The 16,415-nt window shown below is 40.9% G+C and carries 14 protein-coding genes; 9 read left to right on the plus strand and 5 right to left on the minus strand.

Translation table 11 applies throughout. The features are described from left to right. The first annotated feature begins 6 nt into the window (after positions 1 to 6). From fabZ to PS1M3_RS05100, 3 genes are all read left to right on the plus strand, one after another. Complete coding sequence (gene fabZ, locus PS1M3_RS05090) at positions 7 to 459, plus strand: 3-hydroxyacyl-ACP dehydratase FabZ (protein WP_006793625.1); 453 nt, start codon at positions 7 to 9, stop codon at positions 457 to 459. Between the two features lie 2 nt (positions 460 to 461). Next, positions 462 to 1,232, plus strand: coding sequence for an acyl-ACP--UDP-N-acetylglucosamine O-acyltransferase (gene lpxA / locus PS1M3_RS05095; RefSeq protein WP_008126674.1), 771 nt, complete (start codon positions 462 to 464; stop codon positions 1,230 to 1,232). Between the two features lie 138 nt (positions 1,233 to 1,370). Further along, positions 1,371 to 1,763 (plus strand): septal ring lytic transglycosylase RlpA family protein, encoded by a 393-nt coding sequence (locus tag PS1M3_RS05100; protein ID WP_006793623.1) that lies wholly within the window; start codon positions 1,371 to 1,373, stop codon positions 1,761 to 1,763. Here the strand turns inward: PS1M3_RS05100 and cydC are convergent. The 5 genes from cydC to PS1M3_RS05125 are packed head-to-tail and all read right to left on the minus strand — an operon-like array spanning position 1,746 to position 8,151. After that, positions 1,746 to 3,488, minus strand: coding sequence for a thiol reductant ABC exporter subunit CydC (gene cydC, locus PS1M3_RS05105; RefSeq protein WP_203986579.1), 1,743 nt, complete (start codon positions 3,486 to 3,488; stop codon positions 1,746 to 1,748). The genes PS1M3_RS05100 and cydC overlap by 18 nt on opposite strands. Then, positions 3,481 to 5,268 carry a thiol reductant ABC exporter subunit CydD gene (gene cydD, locus PS1M3_RS05110; protein WP_203986582.1) on the minus strand — a complete coding sequence of 596 codons (1,788 nt, stop codon included), beginning with the start codon at positions 5,266 to 5,268 and terminating at the stop codon, positions 3,481 to 3,483. The genes cydC and cydD overlap by 8 nt, the downstream gene beginning before the upstream one ends. After that, the gene (cydX, locus tag PS1M3_RS05115) at positions 5,258 to 5,422 is read right to left on the minus strand and encodes a cytochrome bd-I oxidase subunit CydX (RefSeq protein WP_006793620.1); all 165 of its coding nucleotides are present in this window, start codon (positions 5,420 to 5,422) and stop codon (positions 5,258 to 5,260) included. Before cydX ends, cydD begins: the two co-directional genes overlap by 11 nt. 12 nt (positions 5,423 to 5,434) lie before the next feature. Then, a complete protein-coding gene (gene cydB, locus PS1M3_RS05120) occupies positions 5,435 to 6,574 on the minus strand; it encodes a cytochrome d ubiquinol oxidase subunit II (RefSeq protein WP_305791977.1) in 1,140 nt (379 codons plus the stop codon). A 2-nt stretch (positions 6,575 to 6,576) separates the two neighbouring features. Further along, positions 6,577 to 8,151, minus strand: a complete 1,575-nt coding sequence (locus PS1M3_RS05125) for a cytochrome ubiquinol oxidase subunit I (protein WP_203986585.1) — start codon at positions 8,149 to 8,151, stop codon at positions 6,577 to 6,579. Positions 8,152 to 8,450: 299 nt separating this feature from the next. Here PS1M3_RS05125 and lpxB point away from each other — a divergent pair, with 299 nt between their 5' ends. The 6 genes from lpxB (at position 8,451) to PS1M3_RS05155 (ending at position 16,415) form a co-directional block, all read left to right on the plus strand. Then, on the plus strand, positions 8,451 to 9,608 hold the full coding sequence (gene lpxB, locus PS1M3_RS05130; RefSeq protein ID WP_203986588.1) for a lipid-A-disaccharide synthase: 1,158 nt from the start codon (positions 8,451 to 8,453) through the stop codon (positions 9,606 to 9,608). Then, positions 9,598 to 10,203 (plus strand): ribonuclease HII, encoded by a 606-nt coding sequence (gene rnhB, locus PS1M3_RS05135; RefSeq protein ID WP_010557170.1) that lies wholly within the window; start codon positions 9,598 to 9,600, stop codon positions 10,201 to 10,203. Before lpxB ends, rnhB begins: the two co-directional genes overlap by 11 nt. Then, on the plus strand, positions 10,203 to 13,694 hold the full coding sequence (gene dnaE / locus PS1M3_RS05140; RefSeq protein WP_203986589.1) for a DNA polymerase III subunit alpha: 3,492 nt from the start codon (positions 10,203 to 10,205) through the stop codon (positions 13,692 to 13,694). The genes rnhB and dnaE overlap by 1 nt, the downstream gene beginning before the upstream one ends. A gap of 16 nt (positions 13,695 to 13,710) precedes the next feature. Continuing rightward, positions 13,711 to 14,667: an acetyl-CoA carboxylase carboxyl transferase subunit alpha gene (gene accA / locus PS1M3_RS05145; protein WP_006793614.1), complete on the plus strand. Its 957-nt coding sequence runs from the start codon at positions 13,711 to 13,713 to the stop codon at positions 14,665 to 14,667. Between the two features lie 92 nt (positions 14,668 to 14,759). Then, positions 14,760 to 16,064, plus strand: a complete 1,305-nt coding sequence (gene tilS, locus PS1M3_RS05150; protein ID WP_203986591.1) for a tRNA lysidine(34) synthetase TilS — start codon at positions 14,760 to 14,762, stop codon at positions 16,062 to 16,064. Further along, positions 16,065 to 16,415: a hypothetical protein gene (locus PS1M3_RS05155; protein ID WP_203986593.1), complete on the plus strand. Its 351-nt coding sequence runs from the start codon at positions 16,065 to 16,067 to the stop codon at positions 16,413 to 16,415.

Consider the following 16,415-nt stretch of genomic DNA (forward strand, 5'->3'; position numbering starts at 1 on the left):
GCTATTTTGGCAAACGAATTAAATAGCCTTGATATTCAAGAAATCTTAGCTTTATTACCACACCGTTACCCGATGCTTTTAATAGATCGTGTTATTGATTTTACTCCGGGTAAGACATTGCATGCCATTAAAAATGTATCTATAAACGAGCCTATTTTTACTGGCCATTTTCCAAACCAGCCTATTTTTCCTGGTGTGCTAATATTAGAAGCTATGGCACAAGCTACAGGTCTTCTTGGTTTTAAAACAGTTGAAAATCGCAGCGAAGACGAGCTTTACTTATTTGCAGCAGTAGACAACGCTCGTTTTAAGCAACCGGTTGTGCCTGGTGATACATTGCATTTGCATGTAGAGTTTTTAAAAGAGCGCCGCAATATATGGAAGTTTGCTGCTGAAGCTAAAGTTGACGGCAAAGTAGTATGTAGTGCCGAAATTATGTGTGCGAGAAGAGAGTTTTAATAGTGATCCATTCTACAGCAATAATCGAACCTGGCGCTAAACTAGGCAACAATGTCTCAGTTGGTCCATATAGTTATATAGGCAATGATGTTGTTATCGGTGATAACTGTATTATTGAATCTCACGTTGTTGTTAAAGGACCGTCTACCATTGGTTCTGGAAATCATATTTTTCAATTTGCGTCTGTCGGTGAAGCTTGCCAAGACAAAAAATACAACAACGAACCCACTACATTAATCATTGGTGACAATAATGTTATCCGTGAGTGTGCAACCATTCACCGTGGTACTATTCAAGACCAAGGCGTAACAAAAATTGGTAGCAATAACTTATTTATGGCTTATACCCACGTGGCACATGACGCAGTGATAGGCGATAACGTAATTTTTGCCAATAATGCCAGTGTTGCAGGCCATGTTCATGTTGCTGATTGGGTTATTTTAGGTGGTAATTCTGGGGTTCATCAGTTTTGTAAAATAGGGGCACATGCGTTTATTGGCATGTACTCTGGCGTTAACAAAGATGTTCCACCATTTGTGACCACAATTGGTATGCCAGCAGGTCCTGCTGCAATCAATAAAGAAGGTATGAAACGCCGAGGCTTTGAAAGCGATGAAATAATGGCTGTTCGCCGAGCGTATAAAGCGTTTTATCGTAAGAGTTTAGGTGTAGATGAAGCAATTGAATCACTAAGTGAAGATGCGGCTAAATACCCTGCAGTACAAACTATGATAGATTTTGTTAAAAGCTCTGAGCGCGGGATCGTAAGATAAGCACTTTTTGTTTTTAAATAAACCACCTTAGAGAAATCGACGGTGGTTTTTTATTGCCTTTAAAATATTTTAATTCAGTATGCACTCAGCGAGGCAAGGTTAACCTTTGCGAAAATTTACTATATTTAAAGCACAGCTATGTCTCTTACGAAGTTAATTTTACCCCTCAGTTTTTTGTCTATCTTGGCTGCGTGTAGTAGTCAACCTGTCGTTACCACAGCTAATGGAGAGCGTACTCAGTTAGGGAAAGCCTCTTATTACGCTAATAAATACCATGGCCGCACAACGGCAAATGGTGAAACCTTTAATCAAAACGCTGCCACTGCTGCACATTTAGAGTTTGATTTTGGTACTAAGGTAAAGGTCACTAATTTAGCTAACAATAAATCGGTAATCGTAAGAATAAACGATAGGGGCCCGTACGTTAGAGGGCGGGTTATTGATTTATCGTTAGGTATGTTTAAAAAAATAGCCGACCCTAAAGTCGGCGTTATTGATGTCTCAATCAGCGTGTTAAAAACGGGTGGTTAGCGACACATACTCCTGATGTTTTTCGCTAAGCTCTTTGTGGCTACCTTGCGCTACAAGTTTGCCATTTTCTAGCCAAATAATGTTATCCATTTGCGCTAGAAGAGCAGGGTCGTGGGTAATTGTAAGTACGCTTGCGTCACTCATTACGTGCATAATGGCGTTCATTACGGTTTGCTTAGATTGGTTATCTAGCCCTTCAGTGGGTTCATCAAGTACTAAAATAGCGGGGTTTTGTAATAAAGCCTGCGCAATCGCTATACGCCTTGATTGTCCTTGGGATACGCTTCTGCCGCCTGTGCCTAAACGTGTTTTTAAGCCCTCTTGTAGCTCATTAAACCAAGGCTCTAGCTGTGCAAGGTTAATGGCTTCAAGCATTTCTTCTTTTGTAGCGCTTGGCTTTGCATAACGCAAGTTTTCACTTAATGTACCATCAAAAATATGATGTTGCTGCGCTAATATATTTATAACGTTTGCTCGGCTGTCACTGCTAAGTGAGTGAAGGTCTTGCGCGTTATTATGGTCACCCAATTTAATACTACCTTGCTGAAGTGGCCATAAACCGGTTAGCAAATTAACTAAGGTGGTTTTACCGCTCCCGCTTCGACCTACAATGGCTACTTTTTGCCGCGATTTAAGCATAAAACTGACATTATTTAATGCGTTATGCTCATCGTATTTATAGCTAATGTTATTAAGCGTTAGCGCAATATTATTTTTATCAAACTGAGTATCAATTAAAGCGCTACAATTATTGCTCTGATCAGATGCTTTATCTTGGAGGGTAAATAACCGCTCTGCGGCTTTTAGTACATTAGGCAGCTCTATAAATGCATTGGGCAGTAGTAATACGCTTTCAAAGCTTGCTAATACAAAAAGCGTTAACATGGCAAGTTCTACGTTAACCATGGAATTAGTATAAACCAATGGGGCTATCGTCACTATGCTAGCTAACATGGCCATTTGTACTACTAGTAGAGTCAGTCCATCTGCATTTGCTAACGCCTTATGACGAACAAATAATTGTTCATTGTACTGCTCGTTTAATCTATCGCATTTATTTAACTGCTCAGTACGGGCTTGATAAATACTAAGCTCTCTGAGGCCTGTTAAGGTATCTGATAATTCGGCCCGTAACTGTGCACTAAGGTGTGTTTCTTTGTGACTATTTTTTGTAAGTGAAGCACTTAAAAGCGCAGGTATGACAACGCCAATTAATAAAATTCCCATAAAGCAAATGAGTGCTACATTTGCATTATAAGCAGACATGAAAAGCAAAATGATTGGCACGCTTAACAAAGCAACCATCATGGGCATTAGCACGTTCAAATAAAATTTATCGAGTGCGTCAACATCGTTCTGTAGTCGATTCAGTAAATCAGCGCTGCGGCTCATGGCTAAATCAACATTGTTGAGCTTACTGAGTGTTGCAAACATATTTACGCGAATTTCACTCAACAATAAAAAAGTCGCATTATGAGTAACTAAGCGCTCAGCATAACGAGAAGCCGTTCTTACGATAGCTAAAAAACGTATTGTGCCAGCGGGTGTAAAATAGTTCATTTGCACGCCAGCAATACCTGCAGCTGCCATAGATGCTAAAAACCAGCCTGAAATAGCCAGTAGGCCAACGTTCGCAAGCACCGTAATTGTTGCTAACAGCGTACCCAGTAGCATGGCTTTATAATGAGGGCGGCAGAGCTTTATCAATCTAATAAAGTTACTCATCGGAACCTCCTTGCTTAGCGGCATTTAGCAAATTATAAAACACGCCATGTTGAGTGCTTAGTTTTTCAAAGCTACCTTGCTCAGTGACCTTACCCTGGTCCATTACAATAATATTGTCGGCGTGTTTTACAGTGTTTAATCTGTGTGCGATTACCAGTACTAAATTGTTTTTAGCGTACATATTAATGGCGTGTTCAATGTGTTGCTCTGTTTGGCTATCAAGGTGCGCTGTTGGCTCATCAAGCATTAATATAGGGGCGTTTTTTAAAAATGCCCGAGCAAGTGCAATACGTTGCTTTTGCCCTCCAGAGAGTCCTTCACCTTGCTCTCCTATTAACGTATCAAACCCAGAGGGTAGGGTATTTATAAACTCAAGGGCGCCTGCTTGTTGCGCTGCTTGCTCTAGCTCTTGCTGTGATGCGTCTGGTTTGGCTAATTTTATATTAGCGCCAATGCTATCGAAAAATAGTGTTGGGTTTTGTGGTATCCACGCAACTTGATTCTGTAGTTGGGTAATATCGTTTGCTGCTAATGGCAATCCGTTAATATAAATACAAGGTATTACTTGGGGGTGAAAACCCAGCAGGCAATCAAATAAAGTACTTTTCCCTGAGCCACTGTTACCCACAACTGCCACCAAGCCTTTTTTTGGTAGGCTTAAGGTGACATTGTGTATGCCTTCGTTACTGTCAGGGTAAATGTAGGTTAAATTTTTAATGTTTATTGAATCAATAGTATCAGACGTGGTGTATTCGGTTGTATTGTTAACTAGTTCAGTATCTTGATAGGGTAAGGGGGCATTTAAAATAGTCACCATGTCAGCAGCGGCGCTAATACCTTGCAAGCGAGCATGATAATGGCTTCCTAATTGACGAAGCGGTAAATAAAACTCGGGAGCTAAAAGCAGCACAACAAAGCCAGTAGAAAAATCAAGTGTGCCAAAAAAAAGCCTAAAACCAATAATTACAGCCACTAAAGCCACACTGATTGTGGCTAAAAATTCTAAGGCAAAAGACGATAAAAACGCAATTTTTAACACGCCTAGCGTAGTATGTCTAAAGTCATCAGAAATTTTAGCTATTTGTTTTAATTCGGTTTGCGTGGCATTAAATAGTTTTAACTGGGTTAACCCCTGTACTCTGTCAAAAAAGTAATTGCCAAGAACAGCAAGTTGTTGCCAACGCTTTTGATTTAACGCTTCTGCTTTTGATCCAACTAAAATCATAAAAAAAGGAATAAGCGGAGCCGTTAATAAAAATATTAATCCCGCTTTATAATCGGTCGGAAAAATAACAACCAAGATTGCTAGTGGAATAAGAGCACTGTAAGCAACACCAGGCAGGTATTTAGCGTAATAGTCGTGAAGTTCTTCTACACCATTGTGTAATGTATTTAAAGTTGCACCTTGACCGTGTTGCTCAATATAACTAGGGCCCAGCAAGCTTAATTTAGTTAACAGTGTTTGGCGCATAGCCGACTTTATTTTAAGGGCAGCAAAAGCACTTAGCCTTTCACTTAGCGCTAAAAAAATAGCGCGAAGCAAAACAATACCTGCTAATGGCCACAGCAAGTGAGTGACTTCACTTAAGCTACTACCTTCAAACATTACGTTATGAATAGCCTGAGCGAGTAAATATGCTCCGGCAATCATTAAAATAGCGTTAAAAGTACCCAGTGCAATACTGAGCTTTAACCATAATGAGGCGGGTTTACTTTGTGTTTTTAAAAAAGCGCGCAGTGTTTGTTGCTGCGCGCGATTTGGTCGGGGGTTAGTCGTCATTGTTGGTCGAGTTAGCCTCGTTCAATAAATCATGCATCGGTTGTTCATCATCAGCAATGCTGTTTTTATTTTGATGAAATTCGTACCACATTACATTTATTACCCCTAAGGTACAGGCTAAAAGTACACCTAAAATCCAAGCAAAATACCACATAGTTCAGTCTCCTTAGTAGCTGCCGTGAGTGTTATTTTCAATTTCTTCTACGGTTACTCTGCGCCACATTTTTACATAACACCACGTGGTGTAGGCTAAAATTAATGGTACAAAAATGGCCACGGCTACAAGCATAATGTTAAGCGTTTTATGGCTAGAAACGGCATCCCAAATTGTTAAGCTAATGTTTGGGTTGTTAATTGATGGCATAATAAATGGGAATAATGAAACGCCCGCCGTCATAATGACACCTACTAACATAAGTGCAGTCGAAATAAGCCCTAACGCAGGTTTATTGAGCTTTGAAAATACTAATGCACTTAATGCCATAGCAAACGCTAGAACAGGAAAGGTTACTGTCCATGCACGCTCAGTGTAATTATTTAGCCAAGCGCCTTTTGCTGTGGTAACTACTTTAGCGAGCGGATCAGCATGGCCTTGAGTATCGCCCATAGACACAATTTGGTAGCCACTTAAATTAGCCACCCAAAATCCAGCAGCGGCAAATAAAACAATAAATGCAATCAATGCATAACGTCCGTATTGGCCAGAGCGTTCAGCAACCGCATCTGCTGTGCGAAGTTGTAACCACATACCTGCATGTGCAATAAGCATAGCTATACTAATTAAACCAGCGAGGAGTGCAAATGGGTTTAATAAGCCAAAAAACGAACCTTGGTAACTTACACGTAATAAATTATCAATATTGAATGGTACACCTAAAAACAAGTTACCAAATGCTACACCAAATACTAAAGCCGGAATTGCGCTACCTGCAAATAATCCCCAATCCCAGTTATTACGCCAGCGCTTAGAATCAATTTTTGAGCGGTAATCAAAACCAAGAGGTCTAAAAAAGAGTGCAAATAGCACCAGCATCATGGCAAAGTAAAACCCCGAAAAAGCGGCTGCATACACCATTGGCCAAGCCGCAAATAATGCTCCGCCAGCGGTGATAAACCAAACTTGGTTACCATCCCAATGTGCGCCAATTGTATTAATTACAGTGCGTCGTTCTAAATCTGTTTTACCAACTAGGCGAAGGAGCATAGCAACCCCCATATCCATACCATCGGTAATTGCAAAGCCGATTAAAAGGACACCAATGATCAACCACCACAACATTTTTAATGTTTCATAATCAAAAATCATGATTATTCTCCTTTTGCTTGTGTGTTGTTTGGCAGCTCAAAATGGTATTTACCAGTATGTAATGAGCTAGGGCCTTTTTTAATAAAGTGGATCATTAACCAGCCTTCAACAATCGCAAGGACAGTGTAAAAAATGATGAAACCCGTTAAGCTAATTAAAATGTCATTGACCGTTAATGATGACGTTGCTAAAAAAGTCGGTAGTATTTCAGAAATAGCCCAAGGTTGGCGTCCATATTCTGCAACGATCCAGCCAAATTCAATCGCAATCCATGGCAATGGAATACTTAATACTGTAGCCCAAAGTAACCAGCGTTTTTGCTCAATAATACGGTGTGCATTGTAGTAAAATGCTAATACAAACACAGCAAGCATAGCGACACCACAGGCAACCATAATTCTAAACGACCAAAACATAGGGCCTACTTTTGGGAATGAATCTTTCACTGCTTTTTGAATTTGTTCTTCTGTGGCATCAACAACATCAGATGTATATCGTTTAAGCAACAAACCGTAGCCTAAGTCATCTTTCACTGCGTCAAATTTAGCAATGTTTTCAGGCGTATCTTCGCCGTTTCTTAGTTTATTGAGATAACCATAGGCAATCATGCCGTTACGAATACGTATTTCATGTTTTTTCTCTAAATCAGAAATACCCGTAACTTTTTCGTCAAGTGAGCGTGTAGCAATAATGCCCAGTGCATAGGGTATTTTTACAGCTGCATGGGTTACTTGCTCTTCAGAGTCAGGAAAACCAAATGCAGTAAACGCAGCGGGCGCTTCTTCTGTGTGCCACTCGGCTTCAATAGTTGCTAATTTTACTTTTTGAATTTCGCCTACTTCATAGCCTGATTCATCACCAAGTAAAATAACACATAAAATTGAGGCTAAACCAAACCCTGAAGCCACTGAAAATGAACGTTTAGCAAATGCTAAATCGCGACCTTTTAGTATGTACCAACTACTTATACCTAAAACAAACATAGACGCGGCGACATAGCCTGCAGATACCGTGTGAATAAACTTAACCTGTGCAACAGGATTAAATACCAGCTCTGCAAAGCTGGTCATTTCCATTCGCATAGTTTGGTAGTTAAATTCAGCACCTACTGGGTTTTGCATCCAACCATTAGCAATTAATATCCATAATGCTGATAAGTTTGTACCCAGTGCCATTAAAAAGGTAGCGCCTAAATGTTGACGTTTAGAAAGTCTATCCCATCCTAAGAAGAACATACCCACAAAAGTTGATTCTAAAAAGAATGCCATTAACCCTTCAATAGCCAGAGGGGCACCAAATACATCACCCACATAATGTGAGTAATAAGACCAGTTAGTGCCAAATTCAAACTCCATAGTGAGGCCTGTGGCAACACCAATGGCAAAGTTAATACCAAATAACTTACCCCAAAACTTAGTCATATCACGATAAATTTCGCGACCAGTCATAACATAAACTGATTCCATAATAACTAAGATCCAAGTCATACCTATTGTTAACGGTACAAATATGAAGTGAAAGAGTGCGGTAACAGCAAACTGTAGTCGCGATAGATCCACAAAGGTTTCATCTATCATTTTATGCTCCTTGAATGTGACGGATTAACTGGGCAATGAGTTATTGGCAGAGTTAATGATTGAATGAACTTTCAGTAATTACTGAAAGTTTGCAATATTATTCACAATTGCACAATACTTGTCAATATATATTAGTAAAACTTAATATATAATTTATATGCTACATCAGTATTAAAAATAAACAACAATAGAGATTATATTTACAGTTAAAAAACGAGTTATTTAAAGCGTTTAAACACATACCAAAACGCGGTAAACTAAACTCATGACGCCCGATTAAAATATGAACTAAAAAGCAAATGACGAAAGAAAAAAAACAACTACGAATAGGTATAGTGGCAGGCGAACTGTCGGGCGATATTTTAGGCGAAGGCCTAATAAAAGCATTGAAAGTACATTTTCCAGATGCCACTTTTGAGGGGATTGCAGGACCAAAAATGCAAGCTCAAGGTTGTAAAACTCTATACGATATGGATGAGCTGTCTGTAATGGGCTTGGTTGAAGTACTCGGGCGTTTACCGCGTTTACTGAAAATTCGTAAACAATTGGTTCAACATTTTATAGATAACCCACCCGATGTATTTATTGGAATAGACGCCCCTGATTTTAATCTTCGCGTTGAAAAACCTTTAAAAGATGCAGGCATTAAAACAGTTCAATACGTAAGCCCTTCAGTTTGGGCATGGCGAGAAAAACGTATTCATACTATTAGCGCAGCTACTAACTTAGTACTTGCACTATTGCCGTTTGAAAAAGAATTTTACGACAAGCATCAAGTACCGTGTACGTTTGTAGGGCACACATTAGCAGACGATATAGCGCTTGAGCACGACGATAGCCAAGCACGTGCAAAACTAGGCTTAAGTCTTGATGACAAAGTACTGGCATTATTGCCAGGTAGCCGAGGCTCCGAAGTGGGCTTACTGAGTGAAACCTATATAAAAACAGCGCAGCAACTTCAAGCTCAAAACCCAGACCTTAAAATTGTGGTTCCACTGGTAAACGAAAAGCGCAAAGCGCAGTTTACTGATATTTTAAATGCTACAGCGCCTAGCCTTAATGTTAGCTTGCTAGATGGGCAATCTAAATTAGCAATGCAAGCGGCAGATGCCATTTTACTTGCGTCTGGCACAGCCACACTCGAAGGCATGCTGTATAAAAAGCCAATGGTTGTTGGGTATAAAATAAAACCATTAAGCTACTGGATTTTTAAAACCCTGTTTACCTTTAACATTAAATATTTTTCGTTGCCAAATTTATTGGCCGATGAAGAATTAGTGCCTGAATTTTTACAAAGCGACTGTAATGTTAAAAACTTAACTCAAGCACTTACCCCATTGCTAGAAACAGACAATAGACAATTAAAAGCACGTTTTTTAGCAATTCATGAAAACATTAGATTAAATGCCAGCGAGCAAGCAGCCAAGGCTGTGGCGGAGTTAATACATGCAAATTGAACGACCTAACGTAACCTTAATTGCCGGTGTTGATGAAGTAGGGCGAGGCCCGCTGGTTGGCGACGTTGTTACCGCTGCGGTAATACTTGACCCAACTAAACCAATAGCGGGTCTAGCCGACTCTAAAAAATTAACAGATAAAAAGCGCCAAGCATTAGCCACAGAGATAAAAGAAAACGCATTATGCTATGCCTATGGCCGTTGTAGTCCATCAGAAATTGATGACTTAAACATTTTACACGCTACCATGCTTGCTATGAGCCGCGCAGTGGAAGGACTAAGCACACAGCCTGAGTTTGTATTTATAGATGGGAACCGTTTACCAAAACTTACTATGCCTGCTCAAGCGGTTGTTAAAGGCGATAGCCTGGTTGCCGAAATATCAGCAGCCTCTATTTTAGCCAAAGTCGCGCGTGATGATGAAATGCTTGAACTTGATAAACGCCACCCGCAATACGGGTTTGCAGGGCATAAAGGTTACCCAACTAAAGCGCACTTTGCAGCACTTGAGCAGTACGGTGCAATAGATGAACATCGTAAAAGTTTTAAACCCGTGCAGCGTGTACTTATGCAAGCGAAAGGCGAGGCAAAATAATGGCAGCACCTGATTTTGTACATTTAAGGGTCCACTCAGACTTTTCGATGGTTGATGGCTTAGCTAAAACCAAGCCAATAGTCGCTAAGGCGCAAGAGCTAGAAATGCCCGCGATTGCTATTACCGATCAAATGAACTTTTGTGGATTAGTACGCTTTTATGGCGCTACCCATAATGCGGGTATAAAGCCGATTGTGGGTGCTGACTTTTGGCTGCGCAGCCCTGAATTTCCGGATGAGCCATGTCGCATTACAATTTTAGCTAAAGATAATGTAGGTTATAAAAATATAACGCTATTAATTTCTGAGGCGTATCAGCGTGGTCATGTATTTCATCGTCCAGTAATTGATAGAGAATGGTTAGCTAATCATAAAGAAGGATTAATTATTCTCTCGGGCGCAAAAGACGGTGATTTAGGTAAAGCATTATTAAAAAATAATCCGGGCGTTATAGAAAGCGTAATTAGCTTTTACAAGCAGCACTTTAGCGATCATTACTATTTAGAGCTTGTACGAACTAACCGCCCGCTCGAAGAAGATTATCTGCACATGGCAGTAGCGCTTGCAGCTAAAGAGCAGCTGCCCGTTGTTGCAACCAACGAAGTGGTATTTCTAAAACCTGAAAATTTTGAAGCGCACGAAATTCGAGTAGCTATATTTGATGGCTACACACTTGATGACAAACGCCGTCCAAAACGTTTCTCAGAAGAACAATACCTAAAAACGCCTGAGCAAATGGCTGAGCTATTTAGCGATATACCTGAAGCACTGCAAAATACGGTAGAAATAGCTAAGCGCTGTAATGTGACTGTAAAGTTAGGCGAATACTTTTTACCAGATTATCCAACAGGCTCTCTTAATATTGATGAGTTTTTGGTTAAAGTGTCAGAAGATGGCCTTGAAGAACGACTCCAGTTTTTGTTCCCTGACGAAGAAGATAGAAAAGTAAAACGTATTGAATACGATGAACGTTTAGCCGTAGAGCTTGGCGTAATCAACCAAATGGGTTTTCCGGGTTACTTCTTAATCGTAATGGAGTTTATTCAGTGGAGTAAAGATAACAATATACCGGTAGGTCCAGGGCGAGGATCGGGTGCGGGTTCATTAGTGGCGTACGCACTTAAAATTACTGACCTCGATCCGCTGGAATTTGACTTGCTTTTTGAGCGATTCCTAAACCCTGAACGTGTATCAATGCCCGATTTCGACGTCGATTTTTGTATGGACAGACGCGACGAAGTAATTGATCACGTATCGGCATTGTATGGGCGTGATGCGGTATCACAAATTATTACCTTTGGTACTATGGCCGCAAAAGCGGTAATACGCGATGTAGGTCGTGTACTTGGTCATCCTTATGGTTTTGTTGATCGTATTTCGAAACTGATCCCAGGCGATCCGGGAATGACCCTTGCCAAAGCCTTTGAAGTAGAGCCGCGTTTGCAAGAAGCATACGATGGTGACTCAGAGGTAAAAGATTTAATCGATATGTGTCGCATCCTCGAAGGGTGTACGCGTAATGCCGGTAAACATGCCGGTGGTGTTGTAATATCGCCGACCACCATTACCGACTTTGCTGCACTTTATTGTGACGATGAAGGTAAATTTCCGGTAACACAGTTTGATAAAAACGACGTAGAAACCGCGGGCCTTGTTAAGTTCGATTTCTTGGGTTTACGTACCTTGACCATTTTGCAGTGGGCAGTGGATATGACCAACGTGCGTATGCAGCGCGAAGGCAAAGCCCCTGTTGATATAAACACTATTCCACTGGATGATAAAAAAAGCATAGAGCTATTACTGCGCGCCGAAACAACCGCGGTGTTTCAGCTAGAATCGCGCGGCATGAAAGATTTAGTACGCCGCCTTAAGCCCGATTGCTTTGAAGATATGATTGCATTAGTAGCCTTGTTCCGCCCAGGTCCATTGCAATCAGGCATGGTAGATAACTTTATCGACCGAAAACTGGGTAGAGAGGAAATTTCATACCCAGATGCGCAGTACCAACACGAAAGCTTAAAACCAATACTCGATCCCACTTATGGCATTATTTTGTATCAAGAACAAGTAATGCAAATAGCGCAGGTACTCGCAGGCTATACGCTGGGTGGTGCAGATATGTTACGCCGTGCAATGGGTAAGAAAAAACCTGAAGAAATGGCAAAGCAGCGTTCAACGTTTGAAGATGGCGCGCGTAATAATGGTATTGATGGCGAACTGGCGATAAAAATCTTCGACTTGGTAGAAAAATTCGCAGGTTATGGTTTTAATAAATCTCACTCAGCAGCGTATGCACTGGTTTCGTACCAAACGCTGTGGATGAAAACGCACCACCCAGCTGAGTTTATGGCTGCGGTAATGTCGGCCGATATGGATAACACCGACAAAATAGTGATTTTGGTAGATGAATGTGAAAACATGAAACTTACCTTATTACCGCCCGATGTAAACGCCGGTGAGTTTAAGTTTACGGTAAACCTGCAAGGCGAAATTGTTTACGGTATTGGCGCAATTAAGGGTGTAGGTGAAGCGCCAGTAGACGCTATATTAGAAGCGCGCGCAAAGGGCGGCCCGTTTAAGGATTTATTTGATTTTTGTGCTCGCGTTGACTTAAAACGTCTAAATAAACGTGTCACCGAAAAATTAATTTATGCCGGTGCACTTGATAAGCTTGGGCCAGAGAAAACCCAAGCTGGGCGTGCAACATTACTGGCAAGTTTAAAAGACGCTATGCGCGCGGCCGATCAGCACAACAAGGCAGAGCAACTTGGACAAAGCGATTTATTTGGTTTATTGGCTACTGAGCCAGACGAAGTAGAGCAAGCCTTTATTAAGGCCACGGGCCTGACCGACAATGAATGGCTTGAAGGTGAAAAAGATACCCTAGGCCTTTATTTAACTGGGCATCCGATAAATCAGTATCGCAAGGAGCTTAGGTATTACACCAGCGGAAAGCTGGTGGATTTACAACCAACTAATCGTGATGTACTCTCTACAGCCGCTGGTCTAGTTATTTCAGCGCGGACCTTAATCAATAAAAAAGGCAACCGTTGGGGCTTAATAACTTTAGATGACAAGAGCGCCCGTATTGATGTACGCTTGTTTCCAGAACAGTTTGAAATGTACCAAGAAATGCTTCAAGTTAACAATATCTTGGTAATATCTGGACAGGTCAGCTTTGATAACTTCTCCGGTGGCATTACAATGACCGCCAGAGAAATAAACACCATTGCTCAAGCGCGTGAAAAACGTATTAAAGCGATTAAAATGACGCTGAACATGGTGCAAATCGAGGCAGGTTTCTTCGATAAATTACAAAAAGTACTCGAACCTTATAAAATGGGAACGTGTCCGATCAAGGTTTATTACCAACGCCCAGATGCGTTGGCGCAATTAACCCTAGGGATCGAATGGTGTGTCACGCCGAGCGACGACTTGATTCACAAGTTATCACTCATGGCGGCACAAGATGTAGAACTAGAATTTAACTGATTAGGTAGTTTAGAGCATGAGCCTCAATTATCTTGATTTTGAGCTTCCGATTGCAGAATTAGAAGCAAAAATTGAAGAATTACAAAGCATAAGCCGCGCTGGCGAATTAGACCTTGAGCTAGAAGAGGAAGTCAGCAAATTAAAAGAAAAAAGTGCTAAGCAAAAAGAGGAAATATTCTCAAATTTAGGCGCTTGGCAAGTATCGCAGTTAGCGCGTCATCCGTTGCGTCCTTATACTCGAGATTATATCGAGCGCATTTTCACGGAGTTTGACGAGTTTGCAGGCGATCGTACTTTTGCTAACGACCCGGCTATTTTAGGCGGTGTTGCCCGTTTAGATGGCGAACCCGTTATGGTTATTGGCCAACAAAAAGGCCGCGATACAGCTGAAAAAATTAAACGCAACTTTGGTATGCCAAAACCAGAAGGCTACCGTAAAGCACTTCGTTTAATGGAAATGGCTGAGCGTTTTAAAATGCCAATAATGACCTTTATCGACACGCCAGGTGCATACCCTGGTGTTGGCGCTGAAGAGCGTGGTCAGTCTGAAGCAATTGCACGTAACCTTAAAGTAATGGCGGCGCTTAAAGTGCCAACTATTTGTACGGTTATTGGTGAGGGCGGCTCAGGTGGTGCATTAGCGATTGGTGTTGGTGACAGAGTTAATATGTTGCAATACAGCACGTACTCAGTAATTTCGCCAGAAGGCTGTGCTTCAATTTTATGGAAAAGCGCCGATAAAGCACCACTTGCTGCAGAAGCTATGGGCGTGACCGCTGAGCGCGTTAAAGAGTTAGATTTAATCAACAACTTAGTTGATGAGCCTTTAGGTGGTGCACATCGTAATTACGATGCGATGGCGCGTAACTTAAAAACCCGTTTAAAACGTGATTTAGCAGACTTACAAGCACTTTCGCTTGAAGACATGCTTGATCAACGTTACAAACGTTTAATGTCGTTTGGTTACTGCTAATAAAGTAGCTATTACATTAAATGTTAAAAAAAGCCGCTTATGCGGCTTTTTTGTTTTAAAATACTTCTAACACAAATTTTATAGCGTATTGCATGCAATCATCAGCCATTTATCAACACGTTAAACACGCTCTAGAGCACTTTTTTAAGCAACAACAGTTTAATTTTACTGTTGCGCTTTCGGGTGGGGTCGACTCAGTTGTATTGTTACATGTAATGCACGTGCTAAAGCAAGAAATGCCAAAGCTAAAGGTAAGTGCAATATACGTTAATCATGGCTTAAGCGAATACGCTAATGACTGGCAGGCTTTTTGCCAAAACCTATGCATTGAGCTAGATACACCGTTTAATACCGCGCAGGTAACAATAAGCCGGCAAACACGAACAAGCCTTGAAGCGCAGGCACGTGAGGCACGTTATAAAGCACTTGATGAACTAAGCGCACCGCAAAGTGTTATTTTATTAGGCCAGCATTTAAACGACCAAATAGAAACGTTTTTACTGCGTTTAAAGCGTGGCTCGGGCTTAAAAGGGTTAGGTGCAATGCAAGCAATGCGTGAACTACAAAGCGGACGAATATGCTACAGGCCGCTTTTAAACATTGTGCGCAGTGATATAGAGCACTTTGCCACAGCGTTTAATATTACGCATATAACTGATGACTCAAATACCGATGAGCGTTTTGATCGTAACTTTTTGCGTGCACGTGTAGTGCCTGAACTGGCTATGCGGTTTAAAGGTTTTGAACAGTGTGCTGGGCGCAGCATTGAGTTATTGCAGCAACAACAAACGCTACTTGATGAGTACACTCAAATTGATTTAAGCCAAAGTTTAAATGGCCAGCAAGCATTGTGTATTAGCCAAATAATTCATTATAGCGACGTGCGCATAACAAATGTGGTTCGTGCGTGGCTTAGCTTATTTACCCAAGTAATGCCATCTCAAAAGCAGTTGTCACAAATTATTAATCAGGCAATAAACGCTCAGGCCGATGCTAAAATTCAAATTGACTTAGTTGATGGACAGGTTAGGCGCCACCAAGGGTATTTATACTTTGTAACTCAAAAAAACATTGTGAATGATGATGAATTAATCACTCATGAACTCACTCTCCACGATGGCCGCGTATTAACAAAGCAAAGAGGTGCAGGAATAAGAACACCGCATGCCAATGAGCAGGTTTCAGTAAGATTTAATTATAACAGCGCTCGTATAAAGCCTCTTAAAAAGCCCGGAAGTAACAGCGTAAAGCACTGGTTTAAGGACGCAAAAGTAGCGCCTTGGCTTCGAAGTCAAGTGCCGCTTATTTTTTATAATGACGAACTAGTACAAGTGGTTGGCTATTTTATAAGTGAAAAACATTATGATGAAAATGGTATTTATTGGGAGTGTAAATAAATGAGTAAACAGCCACATGTTGGATTATCGCTAGTCAATAAAGCGCCACTAGGCATACTATTTACAGCCCTAATAGCGATAGCTGCTAATGTATTGCTTGATTTGAACATTGTCACTTTAGCGTATGCTATTTTAGGTGGTGCTATATCAGCGGTTATATTAATGGCGTATTGGTTAGGTAAAGGCGGCATATTTTTTATATTAGGGGTGAGTTTACCGCTCGTTTTAGTGTTATTTACGCCTCTTGATACCGCCACAGCCTTAATAAATTTAGTGAGCGGTTACTTTTTAGGTTTTTGTGTAGCACTGACAATTTATAAATTTTTACCTGCAAAGTCTATTGAGCAATAG

Source organism: Pseudoalteromonas sp. PS1M3, from assembly GCF_016865405.1.
GTDB classification, from domain to species: Bacteria; Pseudomonadota; Gammaproteobacteria; order Enterobacterales; family Alteromonadaceae; genus Pseudoalteromonas; species Pseudoalteromonas marina.

Coding starts and splice junctions, on each gene's coding strand:
- PS1M3_RS05100 (WP_006793623.1), top strand. CDS start 1,371: ATGTCTCTTACGAAGTTAATTTTACCCCTCAGTTTTTTGTCTATCTTG.
- cydC (WP_203986579.1), bottom strand. CDS start 3,488: ATGAGTAACTTTATTAGATTGATAAAGCTCTGCCGCCCTCATTATAAA.
- cydD (WP_203986582.1), bottom strand. CDS start 5,268: ATGACGACTAACCCCCGACCAAATCGCGCGCAGCAACAAACACTGCGC.
- cydX (WP_006793620.1), bottom strand. CDS start 5,422: ATGTGGTATTTTGCTTGGATTTTAGGTGTACTTTTAGCCTGTACCTTA.
- cydB (WP_305791977.1), bottom strand. CDS start 6,574: ATGATTTTTGATTATGAAACATTAAAAATGTTGTGGTGGTTGATCATT.
- PS1M3_RS05125 (WP_203986585.1), bottom strand. CDS start 8,151: ATGATAGATGAAACCTTTGTGGATCTATCGCGACTACAGTTTGCTGTT.
- lpxB (WP_203986588.1), top strand. CDS start 8,451: ATGACGAAAGAAAAAAAACAACTACGAATAGGTATAGTGGCAGGCGAA.
- rnhB (WP_010557170.1), top strand. CDS start 9,598: ATGCAAATTGAACGACCTAACGTAACCTTAATTGCCGGTGTTGATGAA.
- dnaE (WP_203986589.1), top strand. CDS start 10,203: ATGGCAGCACCTGATTTTGTACATTTAAGGGTCCACTCAGACTTTTCG.
- accA (WP_006793614.1), top strand. CDS start 13,711: ATGAGCCTCAATTATCTTGATTTTGAGCTTCCGATTGCAGAATTAGAA.
- tilS (WP_203986591.1), top strand. CDS start 14,760: ATGCAATCATCAGCCATTTATCAACACGTTAAACACGCTCTAGAGCAC.
- PS1M3_RS05155 (WP_203986593.1), top strand. CDS start 16,065: ATGAGTAAACAGCCACATGTTGGATTATCGCTAGTCAATAAAGCGCCA.